The organism is Anaeromonas frigoriresistens, from assembly GCF_016820655.1.
Lineage (GTDB): Bacteria > Bacillota > Clostridia > Tissierellales > SIT17 > Anaeromonas > Anaeromonas frigoriresistens.
The window spans coordinates 223911-242863 of the sequence record NZ_WSFT01000053.1; the positions used below are offsets into that span (position 1 = coordinate 223911).

Consider the following 18953-nt stretch of genomic DNA (forward strand, 5'->3'; position numbering starts at 1 on the left):
ATAATATAAAACTTATAGGGGCATAGAGAAAAAGGCTCTTTTTTTATGCCCTTTTTTATATTTAAGGCGGTGATATATTGATATTAACATTAGAAGAAGTAAAGCAATTTTTAAGAATTGAAAGTGATTATACTGAAGAAGATTCAACTATTCAAATTATGATAAATAATGCAGAGGCTTTTGTTAAAAATATTGTGGAATACTTAGATGAAACAAATAATTTAATGATGAGTCAAGCTAAACTATTAGTACTTGTTTTAGTAGCTGATTTTTATGAGAATAGAGAATTAAGTTGTAAGCCTTCTGAAAAAGTTAGATACTCAATTCAATCAATCATCACTCAACTTCAATATAGCTATGGTGATACTTATGAAAGTTAATATAGGTGAACTTAATAAAAGAATCGCTATTGTTGAATTGATAGAAGGACAGGATGATGAAGGTTTTCCACTAGATGAGCCTATACCTGTAGAAATATACAAAGTATGGGCAAAAGTTACGAATAAAAGCGGGTCGGAGATATTCAAATCTAACTCTGATTATTCTAAAAAGATAACTAGATTTCTAATACGATATAGGAAAAGGATTAATGAATCTCAAAAGGTAAGGTACAATAATATCTTATATGATATTCAATATCTCAATAACTACAATGAGGAAAATAAATGGTTAGAAATCATAGCTGAGGTTGTGAAGTGATGAATGGTTTTGAAATTGATGGTATGGAAGATTTAGAAGAACTATTATCTGATATGACATTAGATATAGCTAATGAGAAAAAGGCTATGAAGGCAGCAATTCAACCAATAAAGGAAGAAGTTGAAAAGAATACGCCAGTATTATCTGGTGATATGAAAGACGATATAAAAACGAGTGTTAGACAGTCCAAAGAAGGTATAATTGGTGAAGTAAAGATACAAAATTATCATGTATTATTCCAGGAATTTGGTACAAGTTATCAGCAAGCTAATGTTGGTTTTTACGAAAGAAGTATTAATAAGACATATAAAGAAGGACTGAGTATATTAGCAAAAGAATTATTGAAAGGCAGATGATGCAATGAGCATTAGAAAACTAGTTAAAGATACACTTAGTCATGCTGAGATTCTTAATCTTACAAGCAATGGTTATGTGTATTTTTTAAAGAAAAGTCAAGATGTTCAACCTCCATATGTTACATATAGAATCTATGACGAAGGTGGAGAAGATTGGACAGAGAATAGAGAAGTGGCTACTAATTATTATGTACAAGTTGATATATTCTCTAAAGGTAGTTATTCAGAGTTAGAAAGATTAATAAAAGAAAAAATGATAAACGCATGTTTTATTAGAACAGCATCGGTTGATCTTTATGAAGAAGAGACTGAACTGTACCATAAGGCAATCCGTTTTTTATTTACTCAAAATAATATATAAAAATTGAAAGGATGATAAATGATGAGTCAAAGTACAATTGTAGGATTAGAAAAATTATATTATGCAAAATTAACAAGTGATGAAAGAGGTGGGCTTATTGCCTATGATGCTCCCATATATCTTGATAATGTAAAAGAGATAAGCATAAATCCAAAGCAAAACACAGAAAAAGGATATGGGGGTAATAAACTAGTTCTTCAAATGACCACCCTAGACGAAATAGAAGTAGGTATTAATTTACTTACTTTAACAAATGCACAAAAGGCAGATTTATTAGGACATAAATTAGCTGCCGAAGGTGGTGTTATATCTAAAAGCGATGATATTGCTCCCTATGTAGCATTATTGTATTTAGCTAACAAAAGTAATGGGGAGAAAAGATATGGAATACTTTACAAAGGTAAAATGCAATTACCAGAAGGCGGAGCAAAAGGTCAAGAGGGAAAAGCAGAAATTCAGAGTAACGAAATGAAGGCTATATTCCAACCATTAAGCGATGGTACTTGGCAATATCAAGTTGATACAGATGATCCGAACTGTCCAGCAACAATAGACACAACATTTTTTACAGATGTTTTAATACCAACAGAAGCTTCAGAAGGTACTGTTGTATAGAGAATAGGGTATATACCCTATTCTCTATTTTTTTACTTAAAAGATTAAAATTTGAAAGGATGATTATATTGTTAGATAAAGTTAGAAAAATGAAAATTGGAGAAAAAGAATATAGTTTTAAAATGACAAATAAGACTATATTTAAGGTTGATGAGAAGTACGGAAACTATGGAAGTGTAATATATGGTTTAATGCAAGGAGTACAATATTATACAAATGCAGTAAAACTAATATCTTGTGCCTGTATAGAAAAAGAATGGAATATAGAAGAATTAATAGAGTTATTTACATCAGATCAATTAAATGGGGATGTACCCAATTTTGCAGCAGAATTATATTTTGATTATATAGGGATAGAGGAAACTGACAAAAAGGAAGAAGATAACAAAAAAGAAAAAAACTAAAAGACCGATCTGTATCTGATTTTGAAATTGATATAGATCGGCTTTTTTACATGGCTAAAGTCCATTTAAATTATTCAAAAAATGAATTTATGAATTCTACTATGAAAGAAATAGTGGACTTATGGAAATTACATGGAGAATTTAATGGTTGGAAATTCAAAAAAGAAAAAAATCAAGATAGACGAGTTTATATAGATCAAATCCTTTAAGAAAGGAGGAATATAATGTCGAATAATGTAGAAAGAAAAATAACCACTAAGATGATTTTGGATAGTTCGGGCTATAATAAGTCGATTAAAGGGATAAATTCTAATTTGAAGCAGGTTAGGTCTGAATTTCAATTAGCATCACAGGGTATTAAGTCATTTGGAAAAGATAGTGATAAATTACGTTCTGTTCAAGAAGCATTAAATAAACAATTAGATTTACAGAGAAAGAAAGTAAGTACATATAGAGATGCTATAGATAAAACTAATGATAAAATGCAAGATAATGTTAAACAGAGAGACAAGCTTAGAAGTAGTTTAGATAAAGCCAATAGAGAGTATCAAGAGGCTATAGAGCTATATGGGAAAGAGTCCGAAGAAGTAAAGAAAGCAAAAGAAGAGATACAAAAACTTGAAAAAGAATATAAGCAGAAAGAAAGAGCAGTAGAATCTAATGCTAGACAAATTGAAAATTATACTACTAATATGAATAGAGCAGAAAGACAAGTAGTAAGAACTACAGGAGAATTAGAAGAAATAAATGAAGAACTAGCTAGATCAGAGTCAAGATGGGTTCAAGCTAGTGAAGGACTTCAAAGGTCAAGTGAAAGATTAAAAAATATAGGCAGTGGTTTATCTAGTGCAGGAGATAAATTGTTAAAGTTTTCAGCTCCACTTGCAGCGGCAGGAATAGCATCGGGGAAATTTGCCTTAGATTTTGAAAAGAGTCTTGCAAAAGTAAGTACTATTGTAGATAAAACTCAAATTTCTATGGATAATGTTAAAAAAGGAATAGTGGAGTTATCCAATGAGACTGGTGATGGAGTAAATGAGTTAAATGAGGCTTTATATCAGTCAATCAGTGCTGGGGTCGAAAGTGGAAAATCTATCGAATTTTTAAGTAGTGCTGTTAAATTAGCAAAAGGTGGATTTACTGATACCACTAATTCTGTTGATCTATTAACTACTATATTAAATGGTTATAAGTTAGAGGCAGAAGAAACAGCTAAAATAAGTGATACATTAATCGCAACTCAAAATTTGGGGAAAACGAGTGTAGACGAATTATCTGCAAGTATGGGTAAAGTTATCCCTGTTGCAAGTGCAACTAATTTAGGATTAGATCAACTTTCTTCCGCTTATGTGTTACTTACTAAAAATGGTGTCAAGACAGCAGAATCTACTACTTATATTAGAAGTATGTTATCGGAATTATCTAAAACAGGAAGTAAAGCAGATATAGCATTAAGAGATTTATCTGGCAAATCTTTTGCGGAGTTAATGGCAGAGGGTGAAAATCTTGGTGATGTATTACAAGATTTAACAGAATATGCAGAAGAAAACGGATTAACTCTTAAAGATATGTTCGGCTCTGTAGAGGCTGGATCGGCAGCTATGGTTATTGCATCCGATGAATCAAAAGAATTTATTGATACCTTAGAAGATATGCAAGATGTAACAGGTAACACAGATGAAGCTTTTAATAAAGTAAATGAAACAGCAGGAGAAAAACTGAATAGAAGTTTTAATAAACTTAAGAATAGCAGTATAAAATTGGGTGATGCTTTAGTGCCTATGATAGATAAGGCATCTGATATAATAGGCAAATTAACGGATAAATTAAATGATATGGATGAAGAACAAGTACAAACTATTGCTAAATTAGGATTATTTACCCTTGGTATGGGTGGATTCCTTAAAGTTGCAGGGGGTACTGTATCGACAGTTGGATCTATAGCAGGAGTTTTAGGTAAGTTTACTGGATCTATTGGAACTGCAACTATAGCTACTCAAGGAGTAGCAACAGCGACAGCAGGTGCAACAAGTAGTGTAGGTGGTTTAGGTTTAGCAGCAAAAGTAGGGGCTGGTCTATTAAGTCCTTGGGGAGTTGCATTAGGAGCAGCAACTGTAGCAGGTGTTGGATTATATAAGCACTTGCAAAAGGATGTAGTTCCTGAAGTTGATTTATTTAATGAGAAATTTATTGATAGTAAAACTGTTATGAATGAAGCAGGAGAAGCGATACAATCAGCAGATTATAAAATAGTAAATTTTAGTGAGTCAACTAAGAAAGCTGTAGGAGCATACATGAAGCTTAACGATGATGCGAGTAAATTTCTTACTAGCTTTTATGTTAATTCATCAAAAATAACAGAAGACACAGCTAATAATTTAATTTCTAAATATTCAACTATGGGCGAGCAAATCAAAACAAGTCTCGATAAAGATTTAGAAGACATGTATAAGGATATGGAGACCTTCTTTGTCAATAGTGATACATTAACTAATAAAGAAGAAACTGAAGCTTTATTATCTTTACAAACTCATAATACTGAGAAGAAAAAAGAAATAGATAAATATAATCAAGATATAAAAGCTATATTAAATAAGGCAGTAGAGGAGAAAAGACAGTTAACAGAGGGTGAATATAATAAAATATCAGTTATTCAACAGAAAATGAAAGAATCAGCTATTAAGAGTATGTCTGAAACTGAATTGGAATCTAAAGTTATCATGGAAAGAATGTCTAGTTATAATGGTAGAATGTCAGCGGAACAAGCTTCTGTAATAATAAAAAATGCTAATAAGGCTCGTGATAAAGCTGTATCAGCAGCTAATTCTCAGTATGATGAGTCAGTGAGAGCAATAATAAAAATGAGAGATGAAACAGGTGTTATTACAAAAGATCAAGCTGATAAATTAATTAAAGAAGCAGAAAGACAAAGAGATGAGACTATAAAAAAGGCAGATCAATTAAAAGCTGGAGTTATAGATAAATTTGAAGATATGACTCCTGGTATATCCGAACAGGTTGATTTACAAACTGGAGAAATCATGTCTAAGTGGGATAGGGTTAAGAATTGGTGGGATAATTTAAGTTTTAATACTAAAACACCAGAAATCAATGTAAAATATTCAGAACCTAAATACACAGGGTCTTCAAGAGGGTATAGTAAACCTAATTACAATTATTCTCCTTCTAAGACATCACGAATTGCTAGTAACTGGACAGGTGATAATAACTGGAGGGGCGGATTAACTACTCTTCATGAACGAGGATATGAAGTATATGATTTACCGAAAGGAACTAGAATTTACAATCACGATGCTAGTGAAGATTTAGTATTAAAAACAGCTAGAGAAGTAGTAAAGGGTATGTCAAATACAAAAGAAAGTAAATCAGAACAAATTACATATAATATAGCAAAAGTTGAATTTCCTAATGCAAGGAATCAACAAGACATAGAAAATGCTTTTAATAATATAAAGTTAAAGGCTCAACAATTGGCGACAAGTAGGTAACAAGTAGAGGATAGATTATCTATCCTCTTTTAATTTATGGAGGTGTTTATATGAAAGATAAAGATACAAATATTCTAGAAGCATGTAACATATTGATAGATGCAAAGTTGAAAAGTATGAAATTTAATAAAACTCTTGAAGGTAAAGTAACAGAAGTAATTGATAGCTCTACTTATAAAGTTAATATTAACAATGAAGAATATAAAATCAGAAAACTAAATGATGATATATATCAAGTAGGGGATATTGTTTTTGTACTTATTATTAATAACAATTTTTCTAATAAAGTTATATTATCTAAAAGACCATAGAAGTATTAGTGAGTAGTAATACTCATAAGTAATCTTATCATAAATGATAATAAATTTATTATTATAATGATTGCTTATAAGTTACTTTTGACCTTTACATCGAACAAATGTTCTAATATAATTATTATAAGAATAATACTCGGAGGTATAGTTATGAAAGTAATAAATAAAAGAGTAGATATGATAGCTATATTTTATAAAAATGGAAACATAAGACCTTATAAATTTAAATTTTATGAAGGAGATAATGAAGTGAAAATTACAGTAGATACACTTCAATTTTCAGATAAGATAAAAAGAGTAGGGGAAGTAGTACTTACATATAGATGTCAATCTACCATACACAATATATTAAGAATATATGAATTACATTACATACCACAAAAACTGGAATGGTATTTATATAAGATATAAGATATAACCCCTACATATTCAAATTATATAAGGGTTGCATCTCAAATTATTCAGATTTCTGTATCGCTGTTACTACACCATCATCTAAATATATATAACGATCTAAACTATAAACCCACTGTTCTGATGTACCATATTGAGTAATAGTTTTATTTATTTCATATGGTTTACCCCATGAAGATTCTTCAACTTCTTGAGCGCTCATACCAATTCTAGGCTCAGGCTTTAATGATTGATCTTTTTTACGTTCTCTTTCTTTTGCATATGCTTTTCTTGTTTCGATAGATTCTTTCCATTCGCTAAGTGTCTGATGTATAAGAATTTCATTTAGAATGGTATCAGATAAAACTCCTTTATAGTCAGGAGATATATATGTGAAATAATGATGCATCATATTTAAATTTCCATTAACTTGTGAATTCATACCATTAGAATAATTGTATAAGACTTCAAATTCCTCATCTTTATTTTTATGAAAATATATTATAGAAGTTGCTTCATCGTATTTTTTATTTTTTATTAAATTTACAGCTTGTTTTTTTATATTTTCTGGTTCTAATTTTTCTAAATATTTCTCGATAACTTTTAGTGAATTTTCTTTAAAACTAACTATTTTTTCAGATAAGTCCCCATTATAGGTGTTGTCTATTTGATGCAATAATTTAAGTACATCTTGTCTAAAATATTTATTCTCCATGTCATATTTATGAAAGTCGGTATATGCTTTGGCAAAAGTTACAAGAGTGCTTGTGTCTTTATAACCTCTAATTTTATCTAATTTCTTAAAAGCTTCTTCACATTTATTATCTTCTATAAGTTTAATTGATTCTTGATAAATAGTTTCTAGCTTTTCTTCTATATTTTTTAAGTATTCTTTTGAATCTTTATAATTACCTAACTCTTCAAATTTTTTCTTTGCAAAATATAGATCATTGTTTTTAAATATTTTTATAGAAACTTGATATATTTTTTCTTTTTCTTCTAATGAAAAGACATCGTTTATTTCAGATATGTAAGTATTTGAATCTCTATAATTTGATATTGATTCAAATTTAGTTAGAGCATTTTTAAGATCTTCATTATTAAATAATTCGATAGCTTCATTATATGTAGTATTATTCTGTATGATTTCTTTACTGTCCTTGTAGTTCTGTATTACTTTTAACTTATCAATAGCTTCATCATAATTATTATTCTCTATTAATTTCATTGCCGATTGATATGTATCTTCATCGGAGGTGCATCCACTAACTAAAAAGGTTGTTAATAAAAAAAGAACTATCAAAAACTTTAGCTTATCCATCAATAACAATCACCCACCCATCTATTTTATTCCATTTTACCACATGGAAGATATATTTTACAAAGATTACATATATATCAAAATGCCTATTATATATACATAAAATTAGTATATATAATAGTACGAACTTTTTACAGAATATAGAAACAATAATGACAATGTGATATATTATCTATAAATAGTACATAACCAAAGGGGAGAGTTAATTTGAAAAAACTAAAAGTATGTGCTTATGCAAGAGTGTCCACCAGTTCAAAGGATCAAGAAAATAGTTTTGATAATCAAAAGACATATTTTGAAAGAGAAATAGAAAAGAATGAGAAATATGATTTTATAGGCTTATATGCAGATAAAGGAATAACCGCTACAAGTATGAACAGAAGAGAAAATTTTTTAAGAATGATTGTAGATGGTGGGTTAGATATACAAGAACATAAATATAAACATCAAAATAGAGATAAGATAGAGAACTTTTATACATTAAGTGATAGATCCCCTAAATTTGATAGAATTTTTGTTAAAAATACTTCTAGATTTGCTAGAAATATTGATGTAGTAGACATGCTTAGAAAATTAAGACAGAAAAAAGTTTATGTGGACTTTTTAGATATAGGCAAAACAACAGAAGATGAAGCAGACTTTGTATTCATTGAAATGTTACTTATATTTGATGAGAATGAAAGTAGAGATAAGAGTAGAAAGATTAGATTCGGACATAAAGAGAGCATGAATAAAGGGGTAATAATGGCAAATAGTCGGCTTTATGGGTATAAAAGAGTGGACAAGTATACTTTAAAGATTATCCCTGAAGAAGCTGAGATTATAAAATTTATGTATGAGAAGTACTCAGAGGGTTGCGGAATAAGAAAATTGATTGAGTTACTAAATAAAAAAGGATATAAAACAAGACAAGGAAAACCATTCAGTAAAACTACTATTAGTAAGATATTAAAAAATGAGAAATACAAAGGCATACTAATTAGAAATAAATACGATACAGGAATAGTTTTTGTAGACAAAAGAACAACTCCATTAATTAAAGATAAAGATGATTGGATTGAACATAAAGATGTTATTCCAGTAATAGTAAGTGAAGAACTATGGGACAAAGTTCAAGAAGTTAGAGATAGTAAGATTAGTACCAAAAACCAAAAAGGTGTATATCATGGTAGAAGTAAGTATTCTGGTATATTAAAGTGTGGCAAATGTGGCAGTAGCTATACAAGAAATAGTGATAGGGGTAAGGTGTTCTATAATTGTAGCTTAAAGAAAAGAAAAGGTACTGAAGCATGTGATAGTCCTAATATTTACTTAGATTACTTAGAAGATAGTTTAAAGGATTTAGCAGAAGGTGAATACTATGAAACCATTACTTACGATAAGGATGTATATATTAGTAGACTTTATAGAATACAAGAAGCCATATATAACAAAATGAGCAATAGAGATAGTATAGATTATGAAAAAACTAATACAGAATTAGAAAAACTAAAGAAACAAAAAGATAAGTTAACCGATCTTTACTTAGAAGAAAGAATAGAAAAAGATTATTATAATTCAAAAAATTCTGAAATTGATAGAAGGATTAAAGAGTTAAAAGGAGAACTTAAATATATAAATAGTAGTAATAAAGAAATTATTCATGATCTTAAAGAGATTGATGAAATAATATCGAAACTTGAAAACTTAAATATTAAAGAGAAGTATACCATTGATGAGATTATCAATGAGTTAGGTTTTATAGAAATAGCAAGACATTTTGAAAGAACAGATGAGTTAATGTTAACATTCCAATTTAAGCTATTAACCTACATAAATGAACTATCCCAAAAATATATAGATTTATCTTATGATGAAAATTTAGAATAAAATTTGCCTGACAGTGTTGCATAATATATTAATAATAGGTCCCCCTGGCTCAGGTAAAACTATGATTTCAAAAAGACTTCCTACAATACTTCCAGATATGTCTTTTGAAGAAGCCTTAGAGGTTACAAAAATATATAGTGTAGCTGGATTAGTTAAAGATAATGGTATAATTAGCAAAAGACCTTATAGATCACCCCACCATACTATATCTCGAGTATCATTAGTTGGGGGAGGAAGAATACCTACTCCTGGAGAAGTATCCTTAGCTCATTATGGAGTATTATTTCTCGATGAGCTTCCTGAGTTTGGCAAATCAGTATTAGAAGTTTTAAGACAACCCATGGAAGATAATGTTGTAACTATATCAAGAGTAAATGCAACTTTAACATATCCATCTAATTTCATGTTAGTTGCTAGTATGAATCCTTGTCCCTGTGGTTATTATGGAGATCCACTACATGAATGCAGTTGCAGTCCACGGGATATAGATCGATATTTGAAGAAAATAAGTGGACCTTTACTAGATAGAATAGACATACATATAGAAGTGAGTCCTGTAAATTTTGAGGATTTAAAAAATAGAAATATTAAGAGTGAGTCTTCAGCTAAGATAAGAAATAGAGTAAATGAGTGTAGAGAGTTACAAATTAATAGATACAAAGAGGATAGAGTATTTTCTAATTCTGAATTACAAGGAAGAAATATTAATAAATATTGTAAGATTAATAATGAAAGTGAAAAAATCTTAAAAAATGCTTTTGATAAATTAGGACTTAGCGCTAGAGCTTATAATAAAATACTAAAAGTAGCTAGAACTATAGCAGATTTAGATGGATGTGATGATATTACTGAAAATCATATATTAGAGGCAATACAGTATAGAAGTATGGATAGAAAGTATTTTTCTATATAGTTATAATTAAATTTTAAAATAATATGAAAAATAAATATAAATTGGGGTAGATTATGGATAATAGAGATATTTTAATATGGTTAAATAGTATCCAAGGGATTGGAGAAAAGACTATAAATAAATTATATGATCACTTTAAAAACTTGACAGATTTATGGTACTGTAGTAAAAATGATATAATGCAATTACCTAGTATCACTGATAATATTAAAAGAAAATTAATTGATTCAAGAAGTGAAAGTTACTATAATCATATAATAACTTATTCTAAAAGCAGTGATGTAAAAATTATCACTATACTAGATGAAGAGTATCCTGAAAATTTAAGGAATATATATAATCCACCAAAAGTATTATATTTAAAGGGTAACTACAATTTGATGTATAAACCATCAATAGCTATAGTTGGTTCTAGGAAAGCTACTTACTATGGTAAGTGGGTTACAGAAAGATTATCAAAAGAATTAAGTAGTTTAGGTATTTGCATTATTAGTGGGATGGCACTAGGCATTGATGCTGTTGCCCATAAAGGAGCTTTGGACCATAATGGTGAAACTATAGCTGTATTAGGTTCTGGAGTTGATAGACCTTATCCTAAGAGAAATATAGGTATTTATAATGACATAAGTAAAAAAGGGTTAGTTGTGTCTGAGTTTCCACTGGGAATGGAAGCGATTGCGGGTAATTTTCCATTAAGAAACAGAATAATAAGTGGATTATCACTAGGAATCCTAGTTATAGAAGCTAAAGAAAAGAGTGGCTCACTGATAACTGCTTATCATGGACTAGAACAAGGAAAAGACATATTTGCAGTTCCTGGAAATATTAATAGTATATATAGTAAAGGTACAAATCTATTAATAAAAGATGGGGCGAAAATAGTTACAAAGGTAGAGGACATACTAGAGGAAATACCTAAGTTAAGAAAACTAATAAAAGAGAATGAAGAAAATAGTATAAAATATGATGATTTTAGTGATAAAGAAGTATCTGTTATAAAAGCTATACATAATGGACCTATACATTCTGATATGATAGCATATAATACTGGTATATATATAGTAGAGTTGAATAGTATTCTTACTATACTAGAAATGAAAAATGTAATTAAAGCTCTACCGGGTAAAGTATATACAATTAATAACTTTTAAATAGAACTAACTAATCTGACATATTTTCATAAATAACCGGAGGTGCGTATTTTGGCAAAATCACTAGTGATAGTTGAGTCTCCTGCTAAGGCAAAAACTATAGGAAAATTTTTAGGGAGAAAATATAAAATCAAAGCTTCTGTAGGTCATATTATCGATTTACCTAAGAGTAAATTAGGTATTGATATTGAAGATAATTTTGAACCTCGATATATAACTATAAGGGGAAAAGGACCTATACTTAGTGAGTTAAAGAAAGAAGCAAAAAAAGCGGATAAAGTATATTTAGCCACTGACCCAGATAGAGAAGGAGAAGCAATATCATGGCATCTAGCAAATGCCCTTAATTTAGATAAAGATGATAAAAATAGAATAGAGTTCAATGAGATAACTAAAAATGCTATAATAAATGCTATGAAAAAACCTCGAAAAATTGACATGGATCTTGTAGATGCTCAGCAAGCAAGGAGGGTACTAGATAGACTTGTGGGATATAAGATTAGTCCCTTATTATGGAAAAAAGTAAGAAAAGGATTAAGTGCTGGTAGAGTACAATCAGTAGCAACAAAACTAATTGTAGATAGAGAAAGAGAGATTGAAAAATTCATTCCAGAAGAATATTGGAGTATTGATTTTCTTCTATTAAAAGATAAAGCTGAATTCGAATCAACATTAAACGGTAAAATGATAGATGGTAAAGTTAAAAAAATAAAAATCTCTAATGAAGAAGAGAGTAAGGAAATTTCAGAGAAGATTTCTAAATCTGAACTTATTGTTAAAGAAGTTAAAAGGGGTAAGAAAAGAAGAAATCCATATCCTTCATATACAACTAGTAGTTTGCAACAAGATGCTTCAACAAGATTAGGATTTTCAACCAAAAAAACTATGAGAGTTGCTCAAGATCTTTATCAAGGTATTGATATTAAGGGAGCCGGAACTGTAGGTCTTATTACATATATAAGAACGGATTCTACAAGAATATCTAATGAAGCTCAACAAGCTGCAAAAGAATACATATCATCAAATTATGGTGAAAAATATCTAGCTAGAAATAATAAATCTAAAAATAAAAAGAATATTCAAGATGCTCATGAAGCAATTAGACCCACAGATATACTTAGGACTCCATCATCAATCAAGGAATCTTTAAAGAATGATCAATATAAATTATATAAACTAATTTGGGAGAGATTTGTAGCCAGCCAGATGTCACAAGCCGTATACGATACTCTTGGTATAAACATAAGTGCTGAAGATTATGTATTAAGGACCAGTGGATCGCAAATTAACTTTGATGGATTTATGAAAGTTTATCCTATCAAAAGCCAAGACAAGAATATGGATATCCCAAATATGGAGGTTGGAGATAAATTAAATTTAAAGGATATATTACCTAAACAACATTTTACTCAACCACCTGCTAAATATTCTGAAGCAAGTTTAGTAAAGGCTATGGAAGAATTAGGAATAGGTAGACCTGCTACTTACTCTCCTACTATTAGTACTATATTAAGTAGAGGATATGTATTGATAGAGAATAAATATTTCAAGCCAACGGAACTAGGATTTGTTGTTACAGATTTACTTATAGAATACTTTGAAAATATAATAAATGAGGAATTCACAGCTAGTATGGAGGATAAACTAGATAAGGTAGAGGAAGGAAATATTATTTGGAAAAAGGTTATAGAAGACTTCTATAATGATTTTGAACATGTATTAAAGGTAGCAGAAGAAGAAATAACTGAAATAGATATGGATGAAGAAACTGATATTGAATGTGAAAAATGTGGAAGAAATATGGTTATTAAGCATGGTAGATATGGTAAGTTTTTAGCATGTCCTGGTTATCCAGAATGTAAAAATACCAAACCAATATTAAATAAACTAGATATACCTTGTCCTAAATGTAAAGATGGAGAAATAATAGAGAGAAGATCAAAAAAAGGAAGAAAGTTTTATGGGTGTACTAATTACCCAGAGTGTGACTTTGTTTCTTGGGATATGCCTATCAATGAAAGCTGTCCAGATTGTGGAAGTATTTTAGTTAAGAAAAATTCAAAAAAAGGCAATTATATAAAGTGTAGTGAATGTGATTATAAGAGAAATGAAAAAGAAGAAAATTAGATAGGAGGAATGAGATGTTAAGAGCTACCACTATTATAGCAGTTAAAAAAGATAATAAATTAGCTTTTGCAGGAGATGGACAGGTAACTATGGGTGACAAAACTATAATGAAAAATACTGCTAAAAAGGTAAGAAAGCTATATAACGATAAAGTAATAGTAGGATTTGCAGGGTCAGTAGCAGATGCAGTGACATTATCAGATAAATTAGAAGAAAAATTACAACAATTTAATGGTAATTTGATGAGAGCAGCAGTAGAGTTAGCAAGAGAATGGCGGGGAGATAAAATACTAAGGAAGTTGGAAGCCATGCTAATAGCAGGAGATATGGAAAATCTATTACTAATATCTGGTAATGGGGAGGTTATAGAACCAGATGAAGGAATTATTGCTATAGGCTCAGGTGGAAATTATGCCCTAGCTGCTGGAAAGGCACTAAAAGATAATACTAACCTTAATTCGAAAGATATTGCATATAAATCAATAAAAATTGCTTCAGAAATTTGTGTTTTCACTAATGATAATATTATAGTAGAAGAGTTTTAGGAGGTTTATTATGGAAGGTTATACCCCAATAGAAATAGTAGAGAAGTTAAATAACTATATTATAGGTCAAGATAAAGCGAAAAAATCTGTAGCTATAGCTTTAAGAAATAGATATAGGAGAAACAAGTTAAATGATGAATTTAGAGAAGAAGTAAAGCCGAAAAATATAATTATGATGGGCCCTACTGGGGTAGGTAAAACGGAAATAGCTAGAAGGTTGGCTAAAATAGAAAATTCACCCTTTGTAAAAGTAGAGGCAACAAAATTTACTGAAGTAGGATATGTAGGAAGAGACGTTGAATCCATGATTAGAGATTTAGTAGAAACTTCAATTCGGCTAGTTAAAAACGAAAAGATATCTAAAGTTTATGATAAAGCTCAAAAACTAGCAGAAGAACGGATATTAAAAAATTTAATAAACGGACCTGAGAAGAAGAAAGATAAAATGACTAATCCTTTTGAGGCCTTTTTTGGATCTAATATAGATAATGATAATAATAATGATGATGAAGAAAGTGAAATTCATGATAAAGGTGATAGAAAAATAATAGAAGCTAAATTAAAGAATAAAGAAATAGAGGACCAATATATTGAAATAGAAGTTCAAGATAATAGTGCTAATCCTATAGGTATGATTAATACTATGGGTATGGATGACTTGAATATGAATGATGTTTTTTCTGGACTTCTTCCAAAAAAGAAGAAAAATAGGAAAGTTACAATCAAAGAAGCTAGAAACATAATTGCTAATGAAGAAGCGCAAAAGATGATAGATATGGATGATATTATTTCTATAGCTATAGAAAAGGCTGAAAACCATGGGATTATATTTATTGATGAAATAGATAAGATTGCTGGTAGAGGCGGTTCAGGTCCTGATGTGTCTAGAGAAGGTGTGCAAAGAGACATACTACCTATAATTGAAGGATGTACTGTAATGAGTAAATATGGACCAATTAAAACTGATCATATATTGTTTGTAGCTGCTGGAGCTTTTCATGTATCAAAGATAACAGATTTGATTCCTGAGATTCAAGGTAGGTTCCCTATAAGAGTAAAACTTCATAATCTCACAGAAGAAAATTTTATTGAAATTTTAACAAAGCCTCAAAATGCATTAATAAAACAATATCAACTATTACTTAAAACTGAGAATGTTGAATTAGAATTTACGGAAGAAGGAATTAAAGAAATAGCTAAAACAGCTTATATTATTAATGATCAAACAGAAAATATTGGAGCAAGAAGACTACATACTATATTGGAAGAACTATTAGAAGAATTATCATTTAATGCTCCCACATACCAAGGACAAAAATTCATAATAGATAAAGATTATGTAAAAGAAAAACTAAAAGATAGCATGGCGAGAACAGATATGTCAAAATACATATTGTAATAGAAAGCCAGCCTATAATATATTATAGGCTGGCTTTCTATTACAAATATATAATATATACCCATTTTAATTAGGTCTAAAATACTAAATACCAAAAAAAATGAAAAATACCTCAAAAAAAGAAGGATTTAATAGTATTATGGTAGAATAGGTTGAGAAGAGAAGTGATTATTCAACAAAATTTTACAAAAACTCTTTTAATATTCAGAAATTAATAATACAATAATATATGCAATTAAAAAATGATTTGGAGGTGTATAAATTGCTAAACAATTCATTTAATAATATAAATTTCATGGAGAAAGCCCTTGATGGTTATTGGAAAAGAAATGAAACGATAAATAATAATATTTCCAATGTTAATACCCCAGGTTACAAAAAAACAAAGGTAGAATTTGAAGAAAATTTGAAAAATGAGTTAAATATACAGAGGGGATTAAAAGTTAAAACTACTGATCCAAAACACATGAAATTTATTGGACAAAGAAACACCGAAAGCATAAAGGTAACAAAAGACGAAACATACTCCACTAGAAAAGATGGTAATAACGTGAATATAGATGTGGAAATGGCAAATTTAGCTAAGAATACTATGATGTATAATGCATTGATAAAACAGGTATCAAGTGAAACTAAAAAACTTAGAAGTATTATTAATGAGGGGAGATAATTAATATATGGGATTATTTAATTCAATTAATGTAAGTGCCACAGGAATGACTGCTGAACGTACGAGAATGGATATTATATCAGAAAATATTGCAAACGCAAATACTACTAAAACTAGTAATGGTACTCCCTATAATCGTAAAATGATTGTGTTTGAAGAAAATAAACCTAATTTTTCAACACTATTAAATGATGCTATAAAATCTACCAATAATTCATCTGGAGTAAAGATTAAAAAAATTGTAGAGGATGAAACGCCATATAAAAAGGTATATGAACCAGGCCACCCAGATGCAAATGAAGATGGATATGTAGAAATGCCAAATGTTGATGTAGTAAAAGAGATGGTAGATATGATATCAGCTACCAGAGCATATGAAGCGAATATAACTTCATTAAACTCATCGAAATCAATGTTTATGAAAGCATTAGAAATTGGTAGATAATAAGGGGGATTAAAGTGCAAATACAGGGTTTATCAAACATATTAAGTAATAGTGATAAAATTAAAATTACAGATAATAAAGATAAAATCAATTTTGGAGATTTTTTAAATAATTCTTTAAATGAAGTAAATTCATTGCAAAAACAAGATGAGACTTTAAAAAATATGTTGACAGTTGGTGAAGTTGAAAATATACATAGTGGTATGATAGCTACTGAAAAAGCTGATTTAGCCTTGCAATTAACTCTAAATATAAGAAATAAAGTGATTGATGCTTATAAAGAGATTATGAGAATGCAAATATAGATATAGTAAGAATGGGGTGAGTTTAATTGGCTGAAACGATTGAAAAGGCTAAAAATCAGTTATTAGAATTTTGGAATGGACTAGGTAAAAAGAAAAAATACAGATTAATTATTGGTCTTATATTAATGCTAGTTGTTTTAACTGGACTTATATATACCTTTACTAGAACTAAATATGTTACTTTATATAGAGATTTATCAATGAAGGATACAGGGGCAATAACTCAAAGATTAGATGAAATGCCCATGGAGTGGAAGTTTGGAGATAACGAAACTACTATATTAGTTCCTGAAGAATATAAAAGCAAAGTAATGATTGAATTAGCATCAGAAGGACTACCTAAGGTAGGTTATAGTGTATTAGATGCCTTAAATGAGACAAGTTGGACAATGACAGAATATGAAAAAAAGCAACGGATAGGCTTTGCTGTTGAAAGTCAATTAGCATCTACTATAGCTCAAATAGACGGAATATCAGAAGCAGATGTAATTGTTGATTTGCCTGAGGATACAGCATTTATGAATGAAGATAAAGTAGCGACATCTTCTATATTTGTTACACTAAACGGAGACATGCCCTTGTCTAATGAGAAAATTGTTGCAATAAGAACTTTAGTATCTAGCTCTTTTAAAGATATGAATCAACAGAATGTTAATATTATTGATGATATGGGAAGGTCTTATGGAGATACAGAAAAGAACATGGAAGAATACGATCTTACAGATCAGTTTTCGGTGACTCAAGGTTTTGAAAATAAGTTAAATAATAGTATACAAAGATTCTTAGAAAATTTATTTGGGATTGGAAATGTAGATGTTAGAGCTAGTGTTAATATGAACTTTGATAGTGAAATTGCTAATATCGTAGAATTTTCTCCACCAATAGAAGATTCTACCGAGGGATTAGTTCGAAGCATGGAGAAAATTGAAGAACATACCATAAATGGTGATTCCAATGCAGCTGTAGGTGTCGAATCTAATACAGGGGATGTTACTGATTATGTAGCTGAAGATGGAAATGTTTCTAAATATGACAAAGCTAGTGAAGTAATTAACTATGAATTAAATGAAATTAATAGACAAATCAAAAAAGCTCCTGGAGCAGTTGATTCTGTAACTGTTGCTATATTAATTAATGAAGAATCTATTGATGGAGAACTGACAGATGAAAGAAGAAAAGAAATAGTAAAGCTAATTTATGCTGCAACAGGAATAAATACTCAAGAAGTAATTGTAAACACTGGTGTATTTAACACCCCCAAGGATAACAAAGGTTCTATGGAAGCTAATGAAGTATCTCAAATACCATTATGGGTTTATGCATTGATAGGTGTAGCTTTATTTGGAGGAGTAGGTACAATATTACTTAGAAGACGAACTTCTAATAAAGACACAGATGAACTGGTAATAGATAATTATAGAGAATCTGAACATATAGAAGATATAGACTTTGAAAATGAAAAATCCCAATACAAATCAAAAATCAATGATTTTGTGCAGAAGAAGCCTGATGCTGTCGCTCAACTTCTTAGAAGCTGGCTAAACGAAGAATAGAGGT

At 29.6% G+C, this 18953-nt stretch carries 21 protein-coding genes; 20 read left to right on the plus strand and 1 reads right to left on the minus strand.

Annotated features, from left to right (window positions below; all coding sequences use genetic code 11):
• The first annotated feature begins 77 nt into the window (after positions 1-77).
• From GOQ27_RS15220 to GOQ27_RS15265, 10 genes are all read left to right on the plus strand, one after another.
• A complete protein-coding gene (locus GOQ27_RS15220; RefSeq protein ID WP_203367734.1) occupies positions 78-380 on the plus strand; it encodes a head-tail connector protein in 303 nt (100 codons plus the stop codon).
• Positions 370-699 carry a phage head closure protein gene (locus tag GOQ27_RS15225; RefSeq protein ID WP_203367735.1) on the plus strand — a complete coding sequence of 110 codons (330 nt, stop codon included), beginning with the start codon at positions 370-372 and terminating at the stop codon, positions 697-699. Before GOQ27_RS15220 ends, GOQ27_RS15225 begins: the two co-directional genes overlap by 11 nt.
• The gene (locus tag GOQ27_RS15230; protein ID WP_203367736.1) at positions 699-1055 is read left to right on the plus strand and encodes an HK97-gp10 family putative phage morphogenesis protein; all 357 of its coding nucleotides are present in this window, start codon (positions 699-701) and stop codon (positions 1053-1055) included. The genes GOQ27_RS15225 and GOQ27_RS15230 overlap by 1 nt, the downstream gene beginning before the upstream one ends.
• 4 nt (positions 1056-1059) lie before the next feature.
• Positions 1060-1416 carry a prohead protease gene (locus GOQ27_RS15235; RefSeq protein ID WP_203367737.1) on the plus strand — a complete coding sequence of 119 codons (357 nt, stop codon included), beginning with the start codon at positions 1060-1062 and terminating at the stop codon, positions 1414-1416.
• Positions 1417-1437: 21 nt separating this feature from the next.
• Positions 1438-2031 (plus strand): major tail protein, encoded by a 594-nt coding sequence (locus GOQ27_RS15240; RefSeq protein WP_203367738.1) that lies wholly within the window; start codon positions 1438-1440, stop codon positions 2029-2031.
• Between the two features lie 68 nt (positions 2032-2099).
• Complete coding sequence (locus GOQ27_RS15245) at positions 2100-2435, plus strand: RNA polymerase subunit sigma (protein WP_203367739.1); 336 nt, start codon at positions 2100-2102, stop codon at positions 2433-2435.
• Positions 2436-2485: 50 nt separating this feature from the next.
• Positions 2486-2644, plus strand: coding sequence for a hypothetical protein (locus tag GOQ27_RS15250; protein WP_203367740.1), 159 nt, complete (start codon positions 2486-2488; stop codon positions 2642-2644).
• A 15-nt stretch (positions 2645-2659) separates the two neighbouring features.
• Positions 2660-5944 (plus strand): phage tail tape measure protein, encoded by a 3285-nt coding sequence (locus GOQ27_RS15255; RefSeq protein ID WP_203367741.1) that lies wholly within the window; start codon positions 2660-2662, stop codon positions 5942-5944.
• Between the two features lie 50 nt (positions 5945-5994).
• Positions 5995-6255: a hypothetical protein gene (locus GOQ27_RS15260; protein ID WP_203367742.1), complete on the plus strand. Its 261-nt coding sequence runs from the start codon at positions 5995-5997 to the stop codon at positions 6253-6255.
• A 153-nt stretch (positions 6256-6408) separates the two neighbouring features.
• Entirely contained in the window at positions 6409-6669 is a 261-nt protein-coding gene (locus tag GOQ27_RS15265; protein WP_203367743.1) for a hypothetical protein, read from the plus strand.
• Positions 6670-6715: 46 nt separating this feature from the next.
• On the opposite strand, the gene GOQ27_RS15270 is transcribed toward GOQ27_RS15265, so the two are convergent.
• Complete coding sequence (locus GOQ27_RS15270; RefSeq protein WP_203367744.1) at positions 6716-7972, minus strand: outer membrane protein assembly factor BamD; 1257 nt, start codon at positions 7970-7972, stop codon at positions 6716-6718.
• A 207-nt stretch (positions 7973-8179) separates the two neighbouring features.
• Here GOQ27_RS15270 and GOQ27_RS15275 point away from each other — a divergent pair, with 207 nt between their 5' ends.
• The 10 genes from GOQ27_RS15275 to fliF all read left to right on the plus strand — a co-directional run bounded on the left by GOQ27_RS15275 (position 8180) and on the right by fliF (position 18949).
• Entirely contained in the window at positions 8180-9841 is a 1662-nt protein-coding gene (locus tag GOQ27_RS15275; protein ID WP_203367745.1) for a recombinase family protein, read from the plus strand.
• Positions 9842-9854: 13 nt separating this feature from the next.
• Complete coding sequence (locus GOQ27_RS15280) at positions 9855-10754, plus strand: YifB family Mg chelatase-like AAA ATPase (RefSeq protein WP_425475020.1); 900 nt, start codon at positions 9855-9857, stop codon at positions 10752-10754.
• A 53-nt stretch (positions 10755-10807) separates the two neighbouring features.
• Positions 10808-11905: a DNA-processing protein DprA gene (gene dprA, locus GOQ27_RS15285; protein ID WP_203367746.1), complete on the plus strand. Its 1098-nt coding sequence runs from the start codon at positions 10808-10810 to the stop codon at positions 11903-11905.
• 51 nt (positions 11906-11956) lie between these two features.
• Positions 11957-14032 carry a type I DNA topoisomerase gene (topA, locus tag GOQ27_RS15290; protein WP_203367747.1) on the plus strand — a complete coding sequence of 692 codons (2076 nt, stop codon included), beginning with the start codon at positions 11957-11959 and terminating at the stop codon, positions 14030-14032.
• 14 nt (positions 14033-14046) lie between these two features.
• Entirely contained in the window at positions 14047-14577 is a 531-nt protein-coding gene (gene hslV / locus GOQ27_RS15295; protein WP_203367748.1) for an ATP-dependent protease subunit HslV, read from the plus strand.
• 10 nt (positions 14578-14587) lie between these two features.
• Entirely contained in the window at positions 14588-15976 is a 1389-nt protein-coding gene (gene hslU, locus GOQ27_RS15300) for an ATP-dependent protease ATPase subunit HslU (RefSeq protein ID WP_203367749.1), read from the plus strand.
• A gap of 262 nt (positions 15977-16238) precedes the next feature.
• Positions 16239-16646: a flagellar basal body rod protein FlgB gene (gene flgB, locus GOQ27_RS15305; protein WP_203367750.1), complete on the plus strand. Its 408-nt coding sequence runs from the start codon at positions 16239-16241 to the stop codon at positions 16644-16646.
• A 7-nt stretch (positions 16647-16653) separates the two neighbouring features.
• The gene (gene flgC / locus GOQ27_RS15310) at positions 16654-17091 is read left to right on the plus strand and encodes a flagellar basal body rod protein FlgC (RefSeq protein WP_203367751.1); all 438 of its coding nucleotides are present in this window, start codon (positions 16654-16656) and stop codon (positions 17089-17091) included.
• Positions 17092-17105: 14 nt separating this feature from the next.
• Positions 17106-17396 (plus strand): flagellar hook-basal body complex protein FliE, encoded by a 291-nt coding sequence (gene fliE, locus GOQ27_RS15315; protein ID WP_350445929.1) that lies wholly within the window; start codon positions 17106-17108, stop codon positions 17394-17396.
• A 26-nt stretch (positions 17397-17422) separates the two neighbouring features.
• Positions 17423-18949, plus strand: a complete 1527-nt coding sequence (gene fliF / locus GOQ27_RS15320; protein ID WP_203367752.1) for a flagellar basal-body MS-ring/collar protein FliF — start codon at positions 17423-17425, stop codon at positions 18947-18949.
• Positions 18950-18953 lie beyond the last annotated feature (4 nt).